This window comes from Lentzea albida, assembly GCF_900111005.1.
GTDB classification, from domain to species: Bacteria; Actinomycetota; Actinomycetes; order Mycobacteriales; family Pseudonocardiaceae; genus Lentzea; species Lentzea albida.
In genome coordinates this window covers 173888-188506 of sequence record NZ_FOFV01000016.1, presented here as the reverse complement: position 1 = coordinate 188506, position 14619 = coordinate 173888, and the positions used below count along the sequence as shown (strand labels likewise).

The window sequence follows — 14619 nt, the reverse complement described above, 5'->3', positions numbered from 1 at the left end:
GTGGCACTCGATTCGCGCTAGAGCCGCGTAACCCGATCGTGTTTTTCGCAGGTGACGCAGGTACTATTTCCCGCCCGGTCGACTAGCCGAGGGCGTTGAGCGCCGCCACCAGCGTCCTGGCCTGCACGTTCACGTAACGGCCGTGCCGCAGCAAATCGGTCAGCTGGCCCACGGTGACCCACGCGTACTGCGGCGGAACATCCGTCGGGAATGAATCGTCCGCCTCGACGACGAGGTAGTCGCTTTCGGTGTCGAGGAATCGGCCGCCCTCCTCGGAATGCACCGTCGAGTAGTGGATCCTCGACTTCTCCGCGGACAGCACGTGGTCGAGGAACGGCGGCCGTTCGGCGTCGTGGTAGTTGCCGGGCACGCACTGCACGGTCGGCCCCAGCTCGACGGTGTCGAGGAACCCGCCCTCCAGCCGCGCGTGCACCAGCACGTGCAGGACGCCGGCGAACTGCTTGACGATGAACGCCGCCACTCCCCTGCCGTGCTGTTCGAACAGCGGCTGCGTCCAGCTGGTCACCTCGCGGTTGCCGGCGATCGCCCGCACCGCCACGCACCGGAAGAACTTCCCGTCCTCGCGGCTGATCTCGTCGTCGGTGCGGATCCAGCCCGGCACCTGGCCCAGCGGCACGCGCGAGACGTCGATGTCGTGGTCGGCGCGCTGGCCGGTGAACCAGCTCAGCACGTCCGGTGTCGCCGACAGCGCGCCCGCGTGCGGGTCCCGGGACGCCAGCAGCGCGGACTGGAACTCGGTGGCGGGCTCGCCGAAACCGCGCGCGGGCAGGCACGAGAGCACCGTGCGCGAGTCCATGTTGACGAGGTTGTCCCGGTGCAGCAACGAGTTGACCTGGCCGAGCGTGAGCCAGACGAAGTCGTCGTCGGCGGGCACGTCCTCGGTCACCTCGACGACGATGTTGCGGTTGCTCTTGCGGTAGAACCACGAACCGTGCTCGGACTGGAGCACGTCGACGATCACGCGGCCGCGCTGGGCGCCCTCGGCGAAGTACTCCAGGTACTTCACCTTGGCGCCCTTGTGCACGCGGGTGTAGTTCGACTTCGTGGCCTGCACGGTCGGCGAGAGCTGGAGCAGGTTCGGGTTGCCCGGCTCCATCTTCGCCTGCATCAGGCAGTGCAGAACGCCGTTGAACTCCTTGACCAGAATGCCGAGCATCCCCACCTCGGGCTGGCGGATGATCGGCTGGCTCCACGACCGCGTGGGCGTGTCGACCTTCAGGCCCTCGACGGTGAAGAACTTCCCGCTCTGGTGCCGGATGTTCCCCGTCTCCTCCTCGGTGTACCAGAGGTCCAGGTCGGCGAACGGGATGCGCTCGACGCGGAACGCGTTGGCGAGCCAGCGTTCGGTGAGCCACAGGTCGAAGTGCTCGGTCTGCAGGAACGCCCCCTGCTCGGTGGCGGCGGACTTCGCGAGCCTCGTCGGGAGGTCGGTGTCCTCCCGCCTGCGCAGCTCCGTGGTGGACGGTGGCACGGCAACCTCCCTGGGGGACTTCCCTCGACTCCGAAACGGTGTCCGCGCCCGCTGGAGAACGGATCGGGAAGTGGCGGAGGGAAAAGCCTTCGAGCAGGTCGCGAGCCATTCGCCATGGCGTGTTCCCACCATCGGGCGACCACCGTCGATCCGCTTTCCGAAAGGTCCCCACCGTGTCGAGCCAAGTAGCGAGTTCGTCGAGACTCCCGTCGCTGACGGGCATGCGGTTCGTCGCCGCGGCAATGGTCTTCGTCTTCCACGGCAGCCTGGAGTTCCTCTTCAGGACTCCTGAGATCGGCTTCCTGTACATGCTCGCGACGAGCACCGCCGGGTTCGTCGGCGTGTCGTTCTTCTTCGTCCTCAGTGGATTCGTGCTGACGTACTCGGCGCGGCCCGGTGACACGAAGGGGAACTTCTTCCGGCGGCGGTTCGCCAAGATCCTGCCCAACCACGTCGTCACGTTCGTCGCGGCGATCGTGCTGCTGCTGGTGTTCCGGCAGGCGGTCGACCCGGCCTCCGCCCTGGCGAACCTGTTCCTGTTGCAGGCGTGGGTCCCGAACTACGACGTCCTGCTGTCCGGCAACGGCGTCGCGTGGTCGTTGTCCGTCGAGGCCCTGTTCTACCTGTCCTTCCCGTTCCTGCTGGTGCTGGTCAACAAGATCCGCCCGTCCCGGCTGTGGCTCTACGCCGGCGCCGCGGTCCTCGCGGTGCTGCTGGTGCCGCTGATCGCCAAGCTGGCGCTGCCGTCGGCGCCGGTCTGGCCGTGGGGTCCCGCGTCCTACACCCAGATCTGGTTCGTCTACAACTTCCCGGTCTCGCGCCTGTTCGAGTTCGCGCTCGGCATGGTCCTCGCGCGGATCGTCATGACCGGGCGGTGGATCGGTCTGGGCGTCAAGTGGGGCGTCGCGCTCGCGGTCGTCGGCTACGTCGCCTCGCTGTTCGTGCCGTTCCTGTGGGCGTTCACCGGCGCGACGATCATCCCGCTGGCCCTGCTGATCCCGGCCGCGGCCGTCGCGGACGTCAAGGGGCGCAGGACGTTCTTCGCCCGTCCCGGCATGGTGTGGCTGGGTGAGGTGTCGTTCGCGTTCTACCTCGTGCACCGGCTGGTGCTGACGTACGGGCACTGGGCGTTCGGCACGGAGATCAACGCGTTCGGCGGCTTCGGCGGCAAGGCCTGGTCGACCCCGGTCGCCCTGGCGTTCCTCGTGGCGGCCTTCGCGGTGTCCCTGCTGCTCTCCTGGGCGCTGTTCGCGTGGGTGGAGACCCCGTTCATGCGGAAGTTCGGCCGCACGCCCGTGAAGCCGCTGCAGACGTCCCCGCAGGAGGATGTCGTTGCCGCTGTCCGCTAGGCACAACACGAGAAGGGCCCGCCGGGAGCAACCGGCGGGCCCTTCTCGTTGTGGCGCTGGAAGTCACCAGGTGACGGGCATTTCGTAGACGCCGTACATGACCGCGCCGTCCTTGTACTGCAGCTCGTTCCACGGCTTGGCGAGCCGGAGGTTCGGGATGCGCTGGAACAGCTTGGTGAGCACGACCGTGAGCTCGACGCGGGCGATCTCGGCGCCGATGCAGTGGTGCACGCCGTAGCCGAACGCGACGTGGTTGCGCGCGTTCGGGCGCTCGATGTCGAACTTGTCGGGCTCCGGGAAGGTCTCGGGGTCGCGGTTGGCGGCGCCACCGCAGATGATCATGCCCTCGCCCTCCTTGATGGTGACGGGGCCGGCGTCGATGTCGGCCAGCGCCACGCGGGAGGACGCGAGGTCGCCCGGCGTGAGGTAGCGCAGCAGCTCCTCGACGGCGTTGGGCGCGAGGCTCCAGTCGTTCTTCAGCTTCTCCAGCTGGTCGGGGTGCTCCAGCAGGGTCATGGCGCCGATCGCGATCATCGCGGCGCTGGTCTCGTGACCGCCGTTCAGCAGCAGGCGGACCAGGTTGACGAGCTCGCGGCTGTCGTAGAGACCGGCCTCGTGGAAGCGGACGACGATGCGGCTGATCAGGTCCTCGCCCGGCTCCTCGAGCTTCTTCTCGAGCAGGCCGGCCAGGTAGCCGTTCAGCTCGGTGATGGCGGCCATGCGCACCTCGGCGGAGGACTTGCCGCCGAACAGCTTGTCGGTGCGGTCGTGCAGGTAGTCGTGGTCCTGGTGCGGAATGCCGAGGATCTCGCAGACGATCGTCAGCGGCACCGGCAGCGCGAGCGCCGTGACGAGGTCGATCGGCCCGCCCTGCTCCAGCATCGCGTCGATCCGCTCGTCGACGATCTGCTCGATGCGGGGCAGCATCGCGCGGACGCGCTGCTTGGTGAACTCACCCGAGACCGCGGCCATCCGGCGGTAGACCGTGTGCTTGGGCGGGTCCCAGCCGATGAACGAGCCCTCGGTGCGGAACTGGGGCGGGATGTCGATGTAGTACGGGAAACCCTCGTGCCCGCGGTCGGAGCTCGCGTTCGGCTCGGTGAGGAGCTTGCGCACGTGCTCGTAGCTCGTGACGACGTACGCCTCGCGACCGGTGCGGAGCCCGACCTTCGCGATGGGGGTTTCCGGCCGGAGCTGCGCGTATTCCTCCGGGGGCTGGTACGGGCACTTGCGGTGCCAGGGGAAAGGCGTCAGCTCTGTCTCGGCGTTGGTCATGGCGGTTCCCTTCTCGTCAGCCGCGCTTGACCGTGCCAGCCGCGCGTGGAGATGCCCTGGATGTCCGCTGGACCGGCTTCGAGGGCACTTCGAGGTGCCGTCCGTAACGTGCCACGCATGAACGTCACCGAGTTCGAGGTCACGGTCCCTGAGTCCTCTGTGGACGATCTGCGCGCCCGTCTGTCGCTGACCCGCTGGCCCGACGCGGAGACGGTGTCCGACTGGTCGCAGGGCGCGCCGCTGTCCTTCGTCCGCTCGCTCGCGGAGCACTGGGAGCACAAGTACGACTGGCGCGCGATCGAGGCGAAGCTGAACTCGCTCCCCCAGTTCCGCGCCGAGATCGACGGGCTGGGCATCCACTTCCTGCACGTCCGCTCGCCGCACGAGGGCGCCACGCCGTTGCTGCTCACGCACGGCTGGCCCGGTTCGGTGCTCGAGTTCCTGGACGTGATCGAGCCCCTGACGAACCCCGCCGACCCCGCGGACGCGTTCCACGTCGTCGTGCCCTCCCTGCCGGGCTACGGGTTCTCCGACCGGCCGGCGGAAACCGGGTGGGGCGTCGAGAGGATCGCGCGCGCCTGGTCGTCGTTGATGACCGGCCTGGGCTATGAGCGCTATGCCGCGCACGGCGGCGACTGGGGTTCGTTCGTCACCGCGGAGCTGGGCCACGTCGACGCGTCCCGGCTGATCGGCATCCACCTGACGATGGTGTTCGCCGGACCGCCCGAGGCGCAGGTGGAGCTGACCCAGCGCGACTACGCCGGGCTGGCCGCCCTGAAGCAGTTCCAGGCGACGGAGGCCGGGTACTCCGCGATCCAGATGTCCAAGCCGCAGACGATCGGCTACGGCCTGCAGGACTCCCCTGTGGCGCTGCTGGCGTGGATCGCGGAGAAGTACTACTCGTGGACCGACCACGACCGCGCGTTCGAGGAAGTGGTTCCCGTCGACAAGCTGCTCGACGCCGTGTCGATCTACTGGTTCACCGGCACGGCGACGTCGGCCGCGCGGCTGTACTGGGAGTCGCACAACAAGGTCTCGATGCACCAGGTCTCCGTGCCGACCGGCGTGACGATCTTCCCGAAGGACGCGCGCATGCCGAAGGCGTGGATCGAGGCCAGGTTCACCGACCTGCGCTACTGGAACGACGCCGAGGTGGGCGGCCACTTCCCCGGCATCGAGCGCCCGGACGTGCTCGTGCAGGAGCTCCGCACCTTCTTCCGCCACGTCCGCTGAACGCGCGAAGAAGCCCCCTTCCGCAGGAGAAGGGGGCTTCTTCGCGTTCCTCAGGCCGCGGTGCGCAGGTCGAAGCCGGGGACCGCGACCATCTCGGGCCGGATCGGGCAGTTCGCCGCGAGCAGCCGCCGCGCGAGGACGTGGTCGACGGGCTTGTTGACCGACTCGACGCCGAGCAGCCGGTCACCGGAGAAGCAGAACACCGAGAACGCGCCGGAGATCGGATCTCCCGTCACCACGGCCCTGTCGTGCCCGGTGGTGACGCCGGCGATCTGCACTTTCATCGCGTACTGGTCGCTCCAGAACCACGGCACCTGGCCGTGCGGCTCGGCCGAGCCCGTGATGACCGCGGCGACCGTGCTGCCCTGGTCGACGGCGTTCTGCACGCACTCCAGCCGGACCTGCTCCGCGCCGTGGTGGAACCGCGCGCAGTCGCCGATCGCGAACACCGCCGGGTCGGACGTGCGCAGCCACGGGTCGACCACGATCCCGTCGTCCACGGTCAGCCCGGCCTCCTGCGCGAGTTCGACGTTCGGCACCACGCCGATGCCCGCCACGACGACGTCGGCGGGCAGCACCGTGCCGTCCGCGAGCACGACCTCGCCTTCGCGCACCTCGGACACCATGGCGTTGAAGAGGAACTTCACGCCTCGCCTTCGGTGCACCTGCACGACGTGCGCGGCCGTCTCCTCGGACAGGACCCGCGCCAGCGCACGGGGTTGCGCCTCGATGACGGTGACGTCGCACCCGGCCTCGCTCGCCACGGCGGCGTACTCGAGCCCGATGAACCCGGCTCCGATCGCGACCACGTGTCCCTGGGGACGGGCGGAGTCGGCGTCGGCGACGGTCCGGATCGTGTGCGCGCCGGGGATCGGCCGTGGCCGCGACCCCGTTGCCAGCACGAGGTTCTCGTAGCCGACCGCGCGGCCCGAGCGCAACGTGACGCTGCGGGCCGCGCGGTCCACGGAGACCACCGGGTCGTCGAGCACGAGCGTGATGTCGTGCTCGGTGTAGTAGGTCTCCTGGCGGAACACCAGGTCGCCGAACCCGATGTCCCCCTGCAGGTAGGCCTTGGTGAGCGGCGGGCGCTGGTAGGGCAGCGCGCCCTCGTCGCCGATCAGCGTGATGGTGCCGCGGTGTCCCCGTTCTCGCAGGGACACCGCGGCCTGGCACCCCGCCTGGCCCGCACCGACGATGACGATCGCACCGTCGGTCATCAGTAGTTCCCCAGGCCACCGCAGACGTTGAGCGCCTGCGCGGTGATGGAGTTCGCGGTCTCCGTGGTCAGGTAGGTGACCAGGCCGGCGACCTCCTCGGGCGTGGAGTAGCGGCCGAGCGGGATCTTGGCGTTGAACTTCTCCAGGACGTCGTCCTCGGTGATGCCCCAGTGGTTGGCGTAGCCCTGGCGGACCTTGCCGGCCATCGGCGTCTCGACGTAGCCGGGGCACACGGCGTTGACGGTGATGCCGGTCTTCGCGAGCTCCAGGCCGACGGCCTTGGTGAAGCCGACGACGCCGTGCTTCGACGCGCTGTACGGGGAGGCGTAGATGACGCCCTGCTTGCCGCCGGTGGACGCGATGTTGATGACGCGGCCCCAGTCGCCCTGGTTCATCCGGCCCGTGGACAGGACTTCCTTGGTGACGCGGAAGACGCTGTGCAGGTTGGTGTCGATGACGTCGGTCCAGATGGCCTCGTCGAGCGTGGCGATCTCGCCGCCGCCGCCGCGACCGGCGTTGTTGACGAGGATCTCGATGCGGCCGAACGTCTCCACGGCCTTGGCGACGGCCCTGCGGATGTCCTCCGTGGACTTCACGTCGCAGGTCGTGCCGTCGGCCTCGTACCCGTCCTCGCGCAACTGCTTGACCGTGGACGCGACGTTCTCCGCGTCACGGGCGACGACGAACACCGCGTGGCCCGCCGCGCCGAGCGACTCCGCGACGGAGAGGCCGATTCCGCTGGTTGCGCCCGTGACGAAGGCGACCCGTCGAGTCATGGTTCAACGCTCCTCAGAGTTGCTTCTCGGGAAGGTGCACGACGAGCCCGTCCAGCTCCTCGGAGACCGGGATCTGGCAGCTCAGCCGGCTGTTGTCCTGGCGGGGGCTCGCCGTGACGCACAGCAGCCCGTCCTCCAGGTCGTGCATGGCGGGCAACGGCTTGGTGTTGTCCCTGTCCACGTAGATGTGGCAGGTCCCGCACGTCGCGCCACCGCCGCACTGGGCGAGGATGCCCTCGACGCCGGCGAGCTTGGCCCCCCGCATGATCGAGTTGCCCGGCTCGACGTCGACGACCGACGACGTCCCGTCCGGGTGGACATAGGTGATCTTGGCCATCGCGGTGTCTCCCCACGGAAAATCGGCTCGCCGGACGGAAGTCACAGTGCCGATGACGTCTGGGGATCCCCTGGAACTCCCCTCGAACGCGTTCGAGACCTCCTCTAGGTCCCTTTGCGACCCTCACAACCCGACGCAACCGACGCGGAGGTCTTACCGTGCCCGACGCACTGCACGAGTTCTACGAACAGCGACCGGAATGGTCGGCGCCGTCGGCGGAGGACGGCCTCGAACGCGCCACGATCTCGGTGCCGCGCGACTACAACGACCCCCAGGGCGTCCAGCTCACCATCGCCGTCTCCCGCCTGCGCGCGACGAACCCGGCCAAGCGCCGCGGTGTGCTGCTCTCGGTCAACGGCGGCCCGGGCGGCGACAACGGCGAGGGCCTCAAGCTGCCGCTGCAGTTCCCGGCGGAGGTGCGCGAGGCCTACGACCTGATCGGGTTCGACCCGCGCGGCATCGGCGAGTCCACCAAGCTCTACAGCGAGGTCGCGGTGCCGGTGGCGCCGTTCGACTCGCGGCCGCCGGACTCGTTGTTCGAGCAGATCGCGATCGACATGCGCGAGCGCGAGCTGGCGTGCGCGCGGGCGGGCGGGGACCTGCGCCCGCACATCACCACGCGCAACATCTCGCGGGACATGGACGTCATCCGCGGTGTGCTGGGTGAAGAGCGGATCAGCTTCGTCGGGTACGCGTACGGCACGCTGGTCGGCGCGGTCTACGGGTCGATGTTCCCCTCGCGCCTCGACCGCAGCGTCCTCGACTCGTGCGTGAACCCGAACTGGACCTGGCGCGAGCAGTTCGTCACGCAGGCCGAGGGCGTCTACCGCAACGTGCAGAAGTGGGCGCAGTGGACCGCCGAGCGCAACGTCCACTTCGGACTCGGCACGTCCGCCGCCGCGGTGCTGGAGAGCGTCGAGGAAGTGGTCTCCGCGCTGGAGGAGTTCGGCGCGATCCACCTGCGCACGCTGTTCGACGGCGCCGTCGGCACGCGCGCCACGGACCGCGCGCAGTGGGACTCGCTCGGCTACCTGGTCGGCGACCTGCGCAAGGCAGAGGACGTGGCCACCGCGCAGCAGCTGATCGCCGGCAACGGCACGTGGCGCCCGCAGGACACCACCGGTGAGCTCCGGATCGGGGTGCTGGAGGCGATCACGATGGAGACGGAGTGGCCCTCGGACCTCGAGGTCTACTTCAACGACATGCGCCACCACCGCGAGCACCACCCGTACGGCTTCGGCGTGCTGCGCGCCCAGCCGTGGGTCGGCGCGTTCCGCACGTTCGAGAACCTGGAGGAGCCGACGTACCTCAAGCGGGTCGGCTACCCGGTCGGGCTGTGCGTGCAGGCCGACGGCGACCAGTACGACCGCTACGAGGGCGGTGTCGCGATGGCCGAGCGCCTCGGCCACCACCTGGTCGTCATCGAGGACTCCGGTGACCACGAGGTGTACGCGTTCGTCGGCAACTCCGCTCTCGACGCCATCGTCAACGCGTACCTCGTCGACGGTGTGCTGCCGGAGAAGGTCGTCACCGTGCCGGGTTCGACCCCACGGCCGGACATCCCCGCGGATGCGTGAGACGCAGGAGAAGGGGCCCGGATCACCGGGCCCCTTCTTCGTTCGCTCGTCTACCTCGCCGCTTCCCTGACCTCGTCCACGAGCCGGGCCAGCTCGACCGACTCACCGGAGGTGGGACCGCCGGTCCGGACCGCCGACACGAAGCTGCGCGCCGCGTTGGTGTACTGGTCGTCCGGTTCGAGCACGACCTCCTCACCCCCGAGCGACACGATCGGCGTGAGGTCGACCGGCGGGGCGTAGGCGCGGTCCACGGTGATGTGGCTTTCGCTGCCCCACACGGTGTAGTTCGCCCGGTAGGTGTGCTCCATGCCGAACGTGAGGTGGGCCGTGACGCCACCGGGAGCGCCCAGCAGCACCGAACCCGACACGTCCACGCCGTAGGTGCTGTCGACCTTGAGGCTCGCGCCGAGCACCCGCAGACCGGGGCCGAGCATCAGCATCGCCGCCTTGAGCGGGTAGACGCCGACGTCCAGCAACGCGCCTCCGGCCAGGTCCTTGCGGTACCTGATGTCGCCGGACGGCCGCGGCGGGATCGTGAACGCCGCCTCGAACGACCGCACCTCGCCGACCGCTCCCCCGACGACGAGCCGGCGCACCTCGTGGTGCTGGGAGTGGAACGGGAACAGGAAGTTCTCCCGCAGCACGAGCCCGCACTCCCTGGCCTGCGCCACGAGGTCGGCGGTCTCCTCCAGCGACGGCGTGACCGGTTTCTCGGCCAGCACGTGCTTCCCGGTCCGCAGCGCGCGTTCGATCCACACCGCGTGGTGCGCCGCGGGCAACGGCACGTACACCGCGTCGAGGTCCATCCCGAGCAGCTTCTCGTACCCGGTCACCGCCTCGCAGCCGTAGTCGGCCGCGAGCTTGCCCGCCTTCTCGGAGTCCCTGCTCGCGACCGCCACGATGTCCACTTCGGACACTCCGGCGAACGCGGGCAGCATCCTGCGCCGGGCGATGTCGGCACAGCCGACGACGCCGAGCCTCACTCGCCGGTCAAAGCCGCTGGCCATGTCCGTGCCACCGCCGTTTCGTACCGCAGCGCGACGTGACTGGACGCGCTGACGATGTCCCGCCAGAACCGTTGCAACGGCGAGTTCTCGCTGAAACCGCTGGTGCCGGCGGCCCTGACGAGGGTGCCGACCGCGTCGACGAGGCTCTCCGCGGTGAAGGCGGCGTTGCGCTCGCAGCGCGCCATCAGCCTCGGCGTGAACGTGCGCTCGTCGAGCACCTGGGCGTTCTGCTCCACCAGGAACCGCGCGGAGTCGATCTGCGCGGACGCCCGGCAGAGGTCGACGCCCTGCGTGGTGTTCACCTTCTTGCCGCTCATCGCGTTGATGGCCGCGGTGAGCGCCCCGTACGCCGCGCCGACCGCCGGTCCGACGAACGTGAGGCCACCGACCGCCTGGAACGGCACGTTGTGCGCCGGCAGGTCGCTGGTGGAGTTCTTGCCGGAGATGAAGTCGGCGCGCAGGAACGACAGGTGCTCCGGCACGAAGACGTCGTCGACGATCACGTTGTGGCTGCTGGTGGCGCGCATGCCCGCGTTGTCCCAGCCCTCGACGACCGTGAAGTCCCTGCGCGGCAGTGCGAAGAACCGCGCCTCGGGCTCACCGCCGGTGGCGACCATGCCGCAGACCAGCGCCCAGTCGGCGAAGTCGACACCGCTGACGTAGGCCCAGCGGCCGCTCAGCCGGTGGCCGCCCGATGCCGTCGTCGCCTTGCCGAGCGGCGGCTGCGCGGTCACGACGAACGTGTCCGCGCCGGAGCCCCACAGCTCGTCGTGGCCGAGCTGCGGCAGGTGCGTGGCGTACCGGGCCGACAGCGCGGTGAGCGAGGCGCACCACGCCGTCGAGGCACAGCCCTCGCCGACCGCCATGACGGCCTGCGTGAGCTCCGCGAACCCGCCTTCGTTGCCGCCGTGGGACTTCGCGACGAAGTGCCGGGCGAAACCGGCTTCCCGCACGGCTTCGACGACCTCGGGCGCGAGCTTGCGCGTCCGGTCGGCTTCCTGGGCGTGCTCGGCGGCGAGCGCGCCCACCTTCTCCGCGACCGGGACGAGACCGGTGTCGCTCATGCGGCTCCCTTCTGGGCCGCCGCCGCTGCCGCGATGGCGACCGGAGAGGGCTCGTCGCGGTGGATCGTGCGGGACTTGGCCTGCAGCCCGCCGTCGACGCGCACGAGCACGTCCTCGATGAAGAACGTCGGCTCGAACGTCACGGTTCCCGCCTTGTCGGTCCTGGTGACCAGCGAGCAGTACGAGACGTTGATCGTGTTCTCGTCGACCTCTTCCATCAGGTAGTGGTCGTTCCAGTGCCGCACGGCACCGTTGGCGTAGCGCGGCAACGCGGCGTTGGCGCCCGCGATGAGCTGCGCCCTGCCCACGACCTTCTCGCCGCGGTGGGCGTGGTCGGTGATGCCGTCGACGGTGAAGGTCGCCGCGTACCCCTCGATGTCGAGTGCATCGAGCAGCCGCATCTGCAGCGCGTAGAAGGTCTTCACCTCGATGTAGGTGGTCACGCTGACTGGGGACACTACGACTCCCTCCTCCTGTGATCTGTGCTATCGACGATCCACACGGGCGGTGGAAGCCCGGTGGAGGACTTCTCGTTCGAGGCCGCTTCTAGTTGGCGTGCAGTGGTTTCGCGGAAGCTGGGTCCGATTTGTCCATCACACCTGGAGGGCTCATGTCGGAGGCAACTCCCGATGTCGCCAAGTCCGTCACGGTCGAGTGCTCGATCGAGCAGGCGTTCGCGATCTTCGCGGAGCACCCGCTCGACTGGTGGCCGGAGAAGCACGTGTTCGTGCAGGACCGTCGCTCCATCACCATCGAGCCCGTCGTGGGCGGCCGCTACTACGAGACCGGTGCCGACGGCGAGGAGATCGCCTGGGGCACGATCACCGAGTGGGACCCGCCGAACCGCCTCGTCATGACCTGGCGCGTCGGCCCCGGCTGGCAGCCGATCTACGAGGACACCAAGGCGTCGTTCATCAAGGTGGACTTCGAGGCCGCCGGCCCGAACACCACGAAGGTGACGCTGACGCACGCCGACCTGGACCGCCACGGCCAGCCGCTGGCAGGCCAGATCTACGGCGCCCTGAACGGCCCGAGCCCCGGCGACACGCTCGCCAAGTACGCGACGGCGGTTCTGAAGCACACACCCGCGAAGGTGTGACCCCGCCCGCGTGACAAGAGCCCGCTCTCGGTGTGAGAGCGGGCTCTTGCTTTGCCTGGGGCTCTTGGCACAGGCCCGTGCGCTTACCGCAGCGCGGCCATTCTCCTCGCGCGCCGCCACTCCCCCGCACGGCGACGCGAAGAGGCCCGCCACCCCGGAGGCTCGGGGTGGCGGGACTCTTCCTCTCAGGCGCCGATCTGGTTCCGTGCCTGGTCGGCCACCGCCACGACGCTCTTCACGTCGACCAGCCGGGAAAGCTGCTTCACCAACTGGTCGGGAGAACGTCCGGCCGGCAGGCCCACCACCACGTCCATCCTGGACACGTCGCCTCGCTCGGTGGGATCGAGGCTCAGCGACTCCACGTCGACGCCGCGGCTGGAGAACAGCACCACGACCCTGGCCAGTGCGCCGGGAACGTTGTGCAGCACCATCGACAACACATGTCTGGTCATCACAGGTCCTCGTCGAACAGGGGCTTGAAGTCCCGCACGGTCATGATCTCGTCGTTGCCGGTTCCCGCGGCCACCATGGGCCACACCTGGGCGTCCTCGCCGACCACGAAGTCGATCACCACGGGCCGGTCCCGGATCTCCATGGCCCGCAGGATCACGTCGTCCACCTCGGACTTCTCCTCGCACCGCAACCCCGCACAGCCCAGCGCCTCGGCGAGGGCGACGAAGTCGGGCACGCGCTTGTGCGTGGAGAGGCCCGTGTTGGAGTAACGCCCTTGGTAGAACAGGGTCTGCCACTGGCGGACCATGCCGAGGTTGCCGTTGTTGATGACGGCGACCTTGATCGGGATGCCCTCCAGCGCGCAGGTGACGAGCTCCTGGTTCGTCATCTGGAAGCAGCCGTCGCCGTCGATCGCCCACACCGCGCGGTCGGGCACGCCGCACTGCGCGCCCATCGCGGCGGGGACGGCGAAGCCCATCGTGCCGAGCCCGCCGGAGTTGATGAACGACCCCGGCCGCTCGTAGCCGACGTACTGCGCGGCCCACATCTGGTGCTGGCCGACGCCGGAGGTGTAGATCGCCTCGGGGCCGACGAGCGTGCCGATGCGCTCGATCACGTGCTGGGGCGCGAGTTTCCCGTCGGCGGGCCAGTCGTAGCCGAGCGGGAAGCGGTCGCGCAGGCCGTCGAGGTACGCCCACCACGACGTGAGCACCGGGGCCTGGCGCACGGCCGCGATCAGCGAGACCAGGACGTCCTTGCAGTCGCCGACGATCGCGACGTCCGCCTTGCGGTTCTTGGAGATCTCGGCGGGGTCGATGTCGGCGTGGATCACCGCGGCGTTGGGGGCGAACAGGTCGAGCACGCCCGTGACGCGGTCGTCGAAGCGGGTGCCGAGCGCGATCAGCAGGTCGGACTGCTGCAGCGCGGCGACGGCGGGCACCGTGCCGTGCATGCCCGGCATGCCGAGGTGCTGGCGGTGCGAGTCGGGGAACGCGCCGCGCGCCATCAGCGTGGTGACGACGGGGATCCCGGTGCGTTCGGCGAGCGTCCGCAGTTCCGCGGCGGCGCCGGCGCGGACCACCCCGCCGCCGATGTAGAACACCGGGCGGCTGGCGGACGTGATCAGGGTGGCCGCCCTGCGGACCTCGTTGGCCGCGGGCGTCACCTTCGGGGTGTGGACGGGAAGTGCCGGGGTGTAGGTGGTCGTGGCGCTCAGGACGTCCTTGGGGATGTCGACGAGCACCGGACCCGGCCTGCCTCCCGCGGCGAGCGCGAACGCCTCGGCGATCACCGCCGGGATGTCCTCCGGCTCGGTCACCTGGAACGCGTGCTTGGTGATCGGCAGGCAGATGGAGCGGATGTCGGCTTCCTGGAACGCGTCCGTGCCGATCACCGACCTGTTGACCTGCCCGGTGATCGCCACGACCGGCACGGAGTCCATGTAGGCGTCGGCGAGCGGGGTGACGAGGTTCGTCGCGCCGGGCCCCGACGTCGCGACGCACACCCCCACCCTGCCCGTCGCCTGCGCATACCCCGACGCGGCGTGCCCCGCGCCCTGTTCGTGCCGCACGAGCACGTGCCGGATCTTCGCCGAGTCCAGCAGCGGGTCGTACGCGGGCAGGATGGCCCCGCCGGGAATGCCGAAGACCACTTCGCAGCCGGCGTCCTCGAGCGCTCGAACCAGTGAGCTCGCACCGGTGACGGTATCCACTTTTCTGGCTCTCCCCGATCGAAGGCGGA

14 protein-coding genes are annotated in these 14619 nt (G+C 69.4%); 4 read left to right on the top strand and 10 right to left on the bottom strand.

Going from position 1 to position 14619, the window contains the following annotated elements; all coding sequences use genetic code 11:
* Nucleotides 1–82 precede the first annotated feature (82 nt).
* On the bottom strand, nt 83–1492 hold the full coding sequence (locus BMY74_RS33195; protein ID WP_245786491.1) for an NDP-hexose 2,3-dehydratase family protein: 1410 nt from the start codon (nt 1490–1492) through the stop codon (nt 83–85).
* A gap of 173 nt (nt 1493–1665) precedes the next feature.
* Between BMY74_RS33195 and BMY74_RS33190 the strand changes: the two genes are divergently transcribed.
* Entirely contained in the window at nt 1666–2841 is a 1176-nt protein-coding gene (locus BMY74_RS33190) for an acyltransferase family protein (protein ID WP_218159822.1), read from the top strand.
* Between the two features lie 63 nt (nt 2842–2904).
* Here BMY74_RS33190 and BMY74_RS33185 read toward each other — a convergent pair whose 3' ends face one another.
* Entirely contained in the window at nt 2905–4116 is a 1212-nt protein-coding gene (locus BMY74_RS33185) for a cytochrome P450 (RefSeq protein ID WP_089922446.1), read from the bottom strand.
* Between the two features lie 117 nt (nt 4117–4233).
* Between BMY74_RS33185 and BMY74_RS33180 the strand changes: the two genes are divergently transcribed.
* Entirely contained in the window at nt 4234–5349 is a 1116-nt protein-coding gene (locus BMY74_RS33180; protein ID WP_089922445.1) for an epoxide hydrolase family protein, read from the top strand.
* A 50-nt stretch (nt 5350–5399) separates the two neighbouring features.
* On the opposite strand, the gene BMY74_RS33175 is transcribed toward BMY74_RS33180, so the two are convergent.
* From BMY74_RS33175 to BMY74_RS33165, 3 genes are read right to left on the bottom strand one after another with little or no spacing between them, the layout of a single operon-like run.
* Complete coding sequence (locus BMY74_RS33175) at nt 5400–6566, bottom strand: NAD(P)/FAD-dependent oxidoreductase (protein ID WP_089922444.1); 1167 nt, start codon at nt 6564–6566, stop codon at nt 5400–5402.
* Complete coding sequence (locus BMY74_RS33170) at nt 6566–7342, bottom strand: SDR family NAD(P)-dependent oxidoreductase (RefSeq protein WP_089922443.1); 777 nt, start codon at nt 7340–7342, stop codon at nt 6566–6568. Before BMY74_RS33170 ends, BMY74_RS33175 begins: the two co-directional genes overlap by 1 nt.
* 13 nt (nt 7343–7355) lie before the next feature.
* Nucleotides 7356–7679, bottom strand: coding sequence for a 2Fe-2S iron-sulfur cluster-binding protein (locus BMY74_RS33165; RefSeq protein ID WP_089922442.1), 324 nt, complete (start codon nt 7677–7679; stop codon nt 7356–7358).
* Nucleotides 7680–7837: 158 nt separating this feature from the next.
* On the opposite strand from BMY74_RS33165, the gene BMY74_RS33160 reads away from it, so the two are divergent.
* The gene (locus BMY74_RS33160) at nt 7838–9256 is read left to right on the top strand and encodes an alpha/beta fold hydrolase (protein ID WP_218159821.1); all 1419 of its coding nucleotides are present in this window, start codon (nt 7838–7840) and stop codon (nt 9254–9256) included.
* 50 nt (nt 9257–9306) lie between these two features.
* Here the strand turns inward: BMY74_RS33160 and BMY74_RS33155 are convergent, their stop codons facing one another.
* Genes BMY74_RS33155 through BMY74_RS33145 form a run of 3 tightly spaced genes read right to left on the bottom strand, consistent with a single transcriptional unit; the run spans nt 9307 to nt 11785 of the window.
* Nucleotides 9307–10263 (bottom strand): Gfo/Idh/MocA family protein, encoded by a 957-nt coding sequence (locus BMY74_RS33155; RefSeq protein WP_089922440.1) that lies wholly within the window; start codon nt 10261–10263, stop codon nt 9307–9309.
* Nucleotides 10236–11327, bottom strand: a complete 1092-nt coding sequence (locus tag BMY74_RS33150; RefSeq protein ID WP_089922439.1) for an acyl-CoA dehydrogenase family protein — start codon at nt 11325–11327, stop codon at nt 10236–10238. The genes BMY74_RS33155 and BMY74_RS33150 overlap by 28 nt, the downstream gene beginning before the upstream one ends.
* A complete protein-coding gene (locus BMY74_RS33145) occupies nt 11324–11785 on the bottom strand; it encodes a nuclear transport factor 2 family protein (protein WP_218159820.1) in 462 nt (153 codons plus the stop codon). The genes BMY74_RS33150 and BMY74_RS33145 overlap by 4 nt, the downstream gene beginning before the upstream one ends.
* A 152-nt stretch (nt 11786–11937) precedes the next feature.
* Here BMY74_RS33145 and BMY74_RS33140 point away from each other — a divergent pair, with 152 nt between their 5' ends.
* Nucleotides 11938–12426, top strand: a complete 489-nt coding sequence (locus tag BMY74_RS33140; RefSeq protein WP_089922438.1) for an SRPBCC family protein — start codon at nt 11938–11940, stop codon at nt 12424–12426.
* Between the two features lie 185 nt (nt 12427–12611).
* On the opposite strand, the gene ilvN is transcribed toward BMY74_RS33140, so the two are convergent.
* Nucleotides 12612–12878, bottom strand: coding sequence for an acetolactate synthase small subunit (gene ilvN / locus BMY74_RS33135; RefSeq protein ID WP_089922437.1), 267 nt, complete (start codon nt 12876–12878; stop codon nt 12612–12614).
* The gene (locus tag BMY74_RS33130) at nt 12878–14590 is read right to left on the bottom strand and encodes an acetolactate synthase large subunit (RefSeq protein ID WP_245786490.1); all 1713 of its coding nucleotides are present in this window, start codon (nt 14588–14590) and stop codon (nt 12878–12880) included. Before BMY74_RS33130 ends, ilvN begins: the two co-directional genes overlap by 1 nt.
* Between the last annotated feature and the right edge of the window lie 29 nt (nt 14591–14619).

Excerpts from the sequence above, each read along its gene's own strand:
- BMY74_RS33170 (WP_089922443.1), bottom strand. The coding sequence starts at position 7,342 with ATGACTCGACGGGTCGCCTTCGTCACGGGCGCAACCAGCGGAATCGGC.
- BMY74_RS33185 (WP_089922446.1), bottom strand. The coding sequence starts at position 4,116 with ATGACCAACGCCGAGACAGAGCTGACGCCTTTCCCCTGGCACCGCAAG.
- BMY74_RS33155 (WP_089922440.1), bottom strand. The coding sequence starts at position 10,263 with ATGGCCAGCGGCTTTGACCGGCGAGTGAGGCTCGGCGTCGTCGGCTGT.
- BMY74_RS33175 (WP_089922444.1), bottom strand. The coding sequence starts at position 6,566 with ATGACCGACGGTGCGATCGTCATCGTCGGTGCGGGCCAGGCGGGGTGC.
- BMY74_RS33140 (WP_089922438.1), top strand. The coding sequence starts at position 11,938 with ATGTCGGAGGCAACTCCCGATGTCGCCAAGTCCGTCACGGTCGAGTGC.
- BMY74_RS33150 (WP_089922439.1), bottom strand. The coding sequence starts at position 11,327 with ATGAGCGACACCGGTCTCGTCCCGGTCGCGGAGAAGGTGGGCGCGCTC.
- BMY74_RS33165 (WP_089922442.1), bottom strand. The coding sequence starts at position 7,679 with ATGGCCAAGATCACCTATGTCCACCCGGACGGGACGTCGTCGGTCGTC.
- ilvN (WP_089922437.1), bottom strand. The coding sequence starts at position 12,878 with ATGACCAGACATGTGTTGTCGATGGTGCTGCACAACGTTCCCGGCGCA.
- BMY74_RS33180 (WP_089922445.1), top strand. The coding sequence starts at position 4,234 with ATGAACGTCACCGAGTTCGAGGTCACGGTCCCTGAGTCCTCTGTGGAC.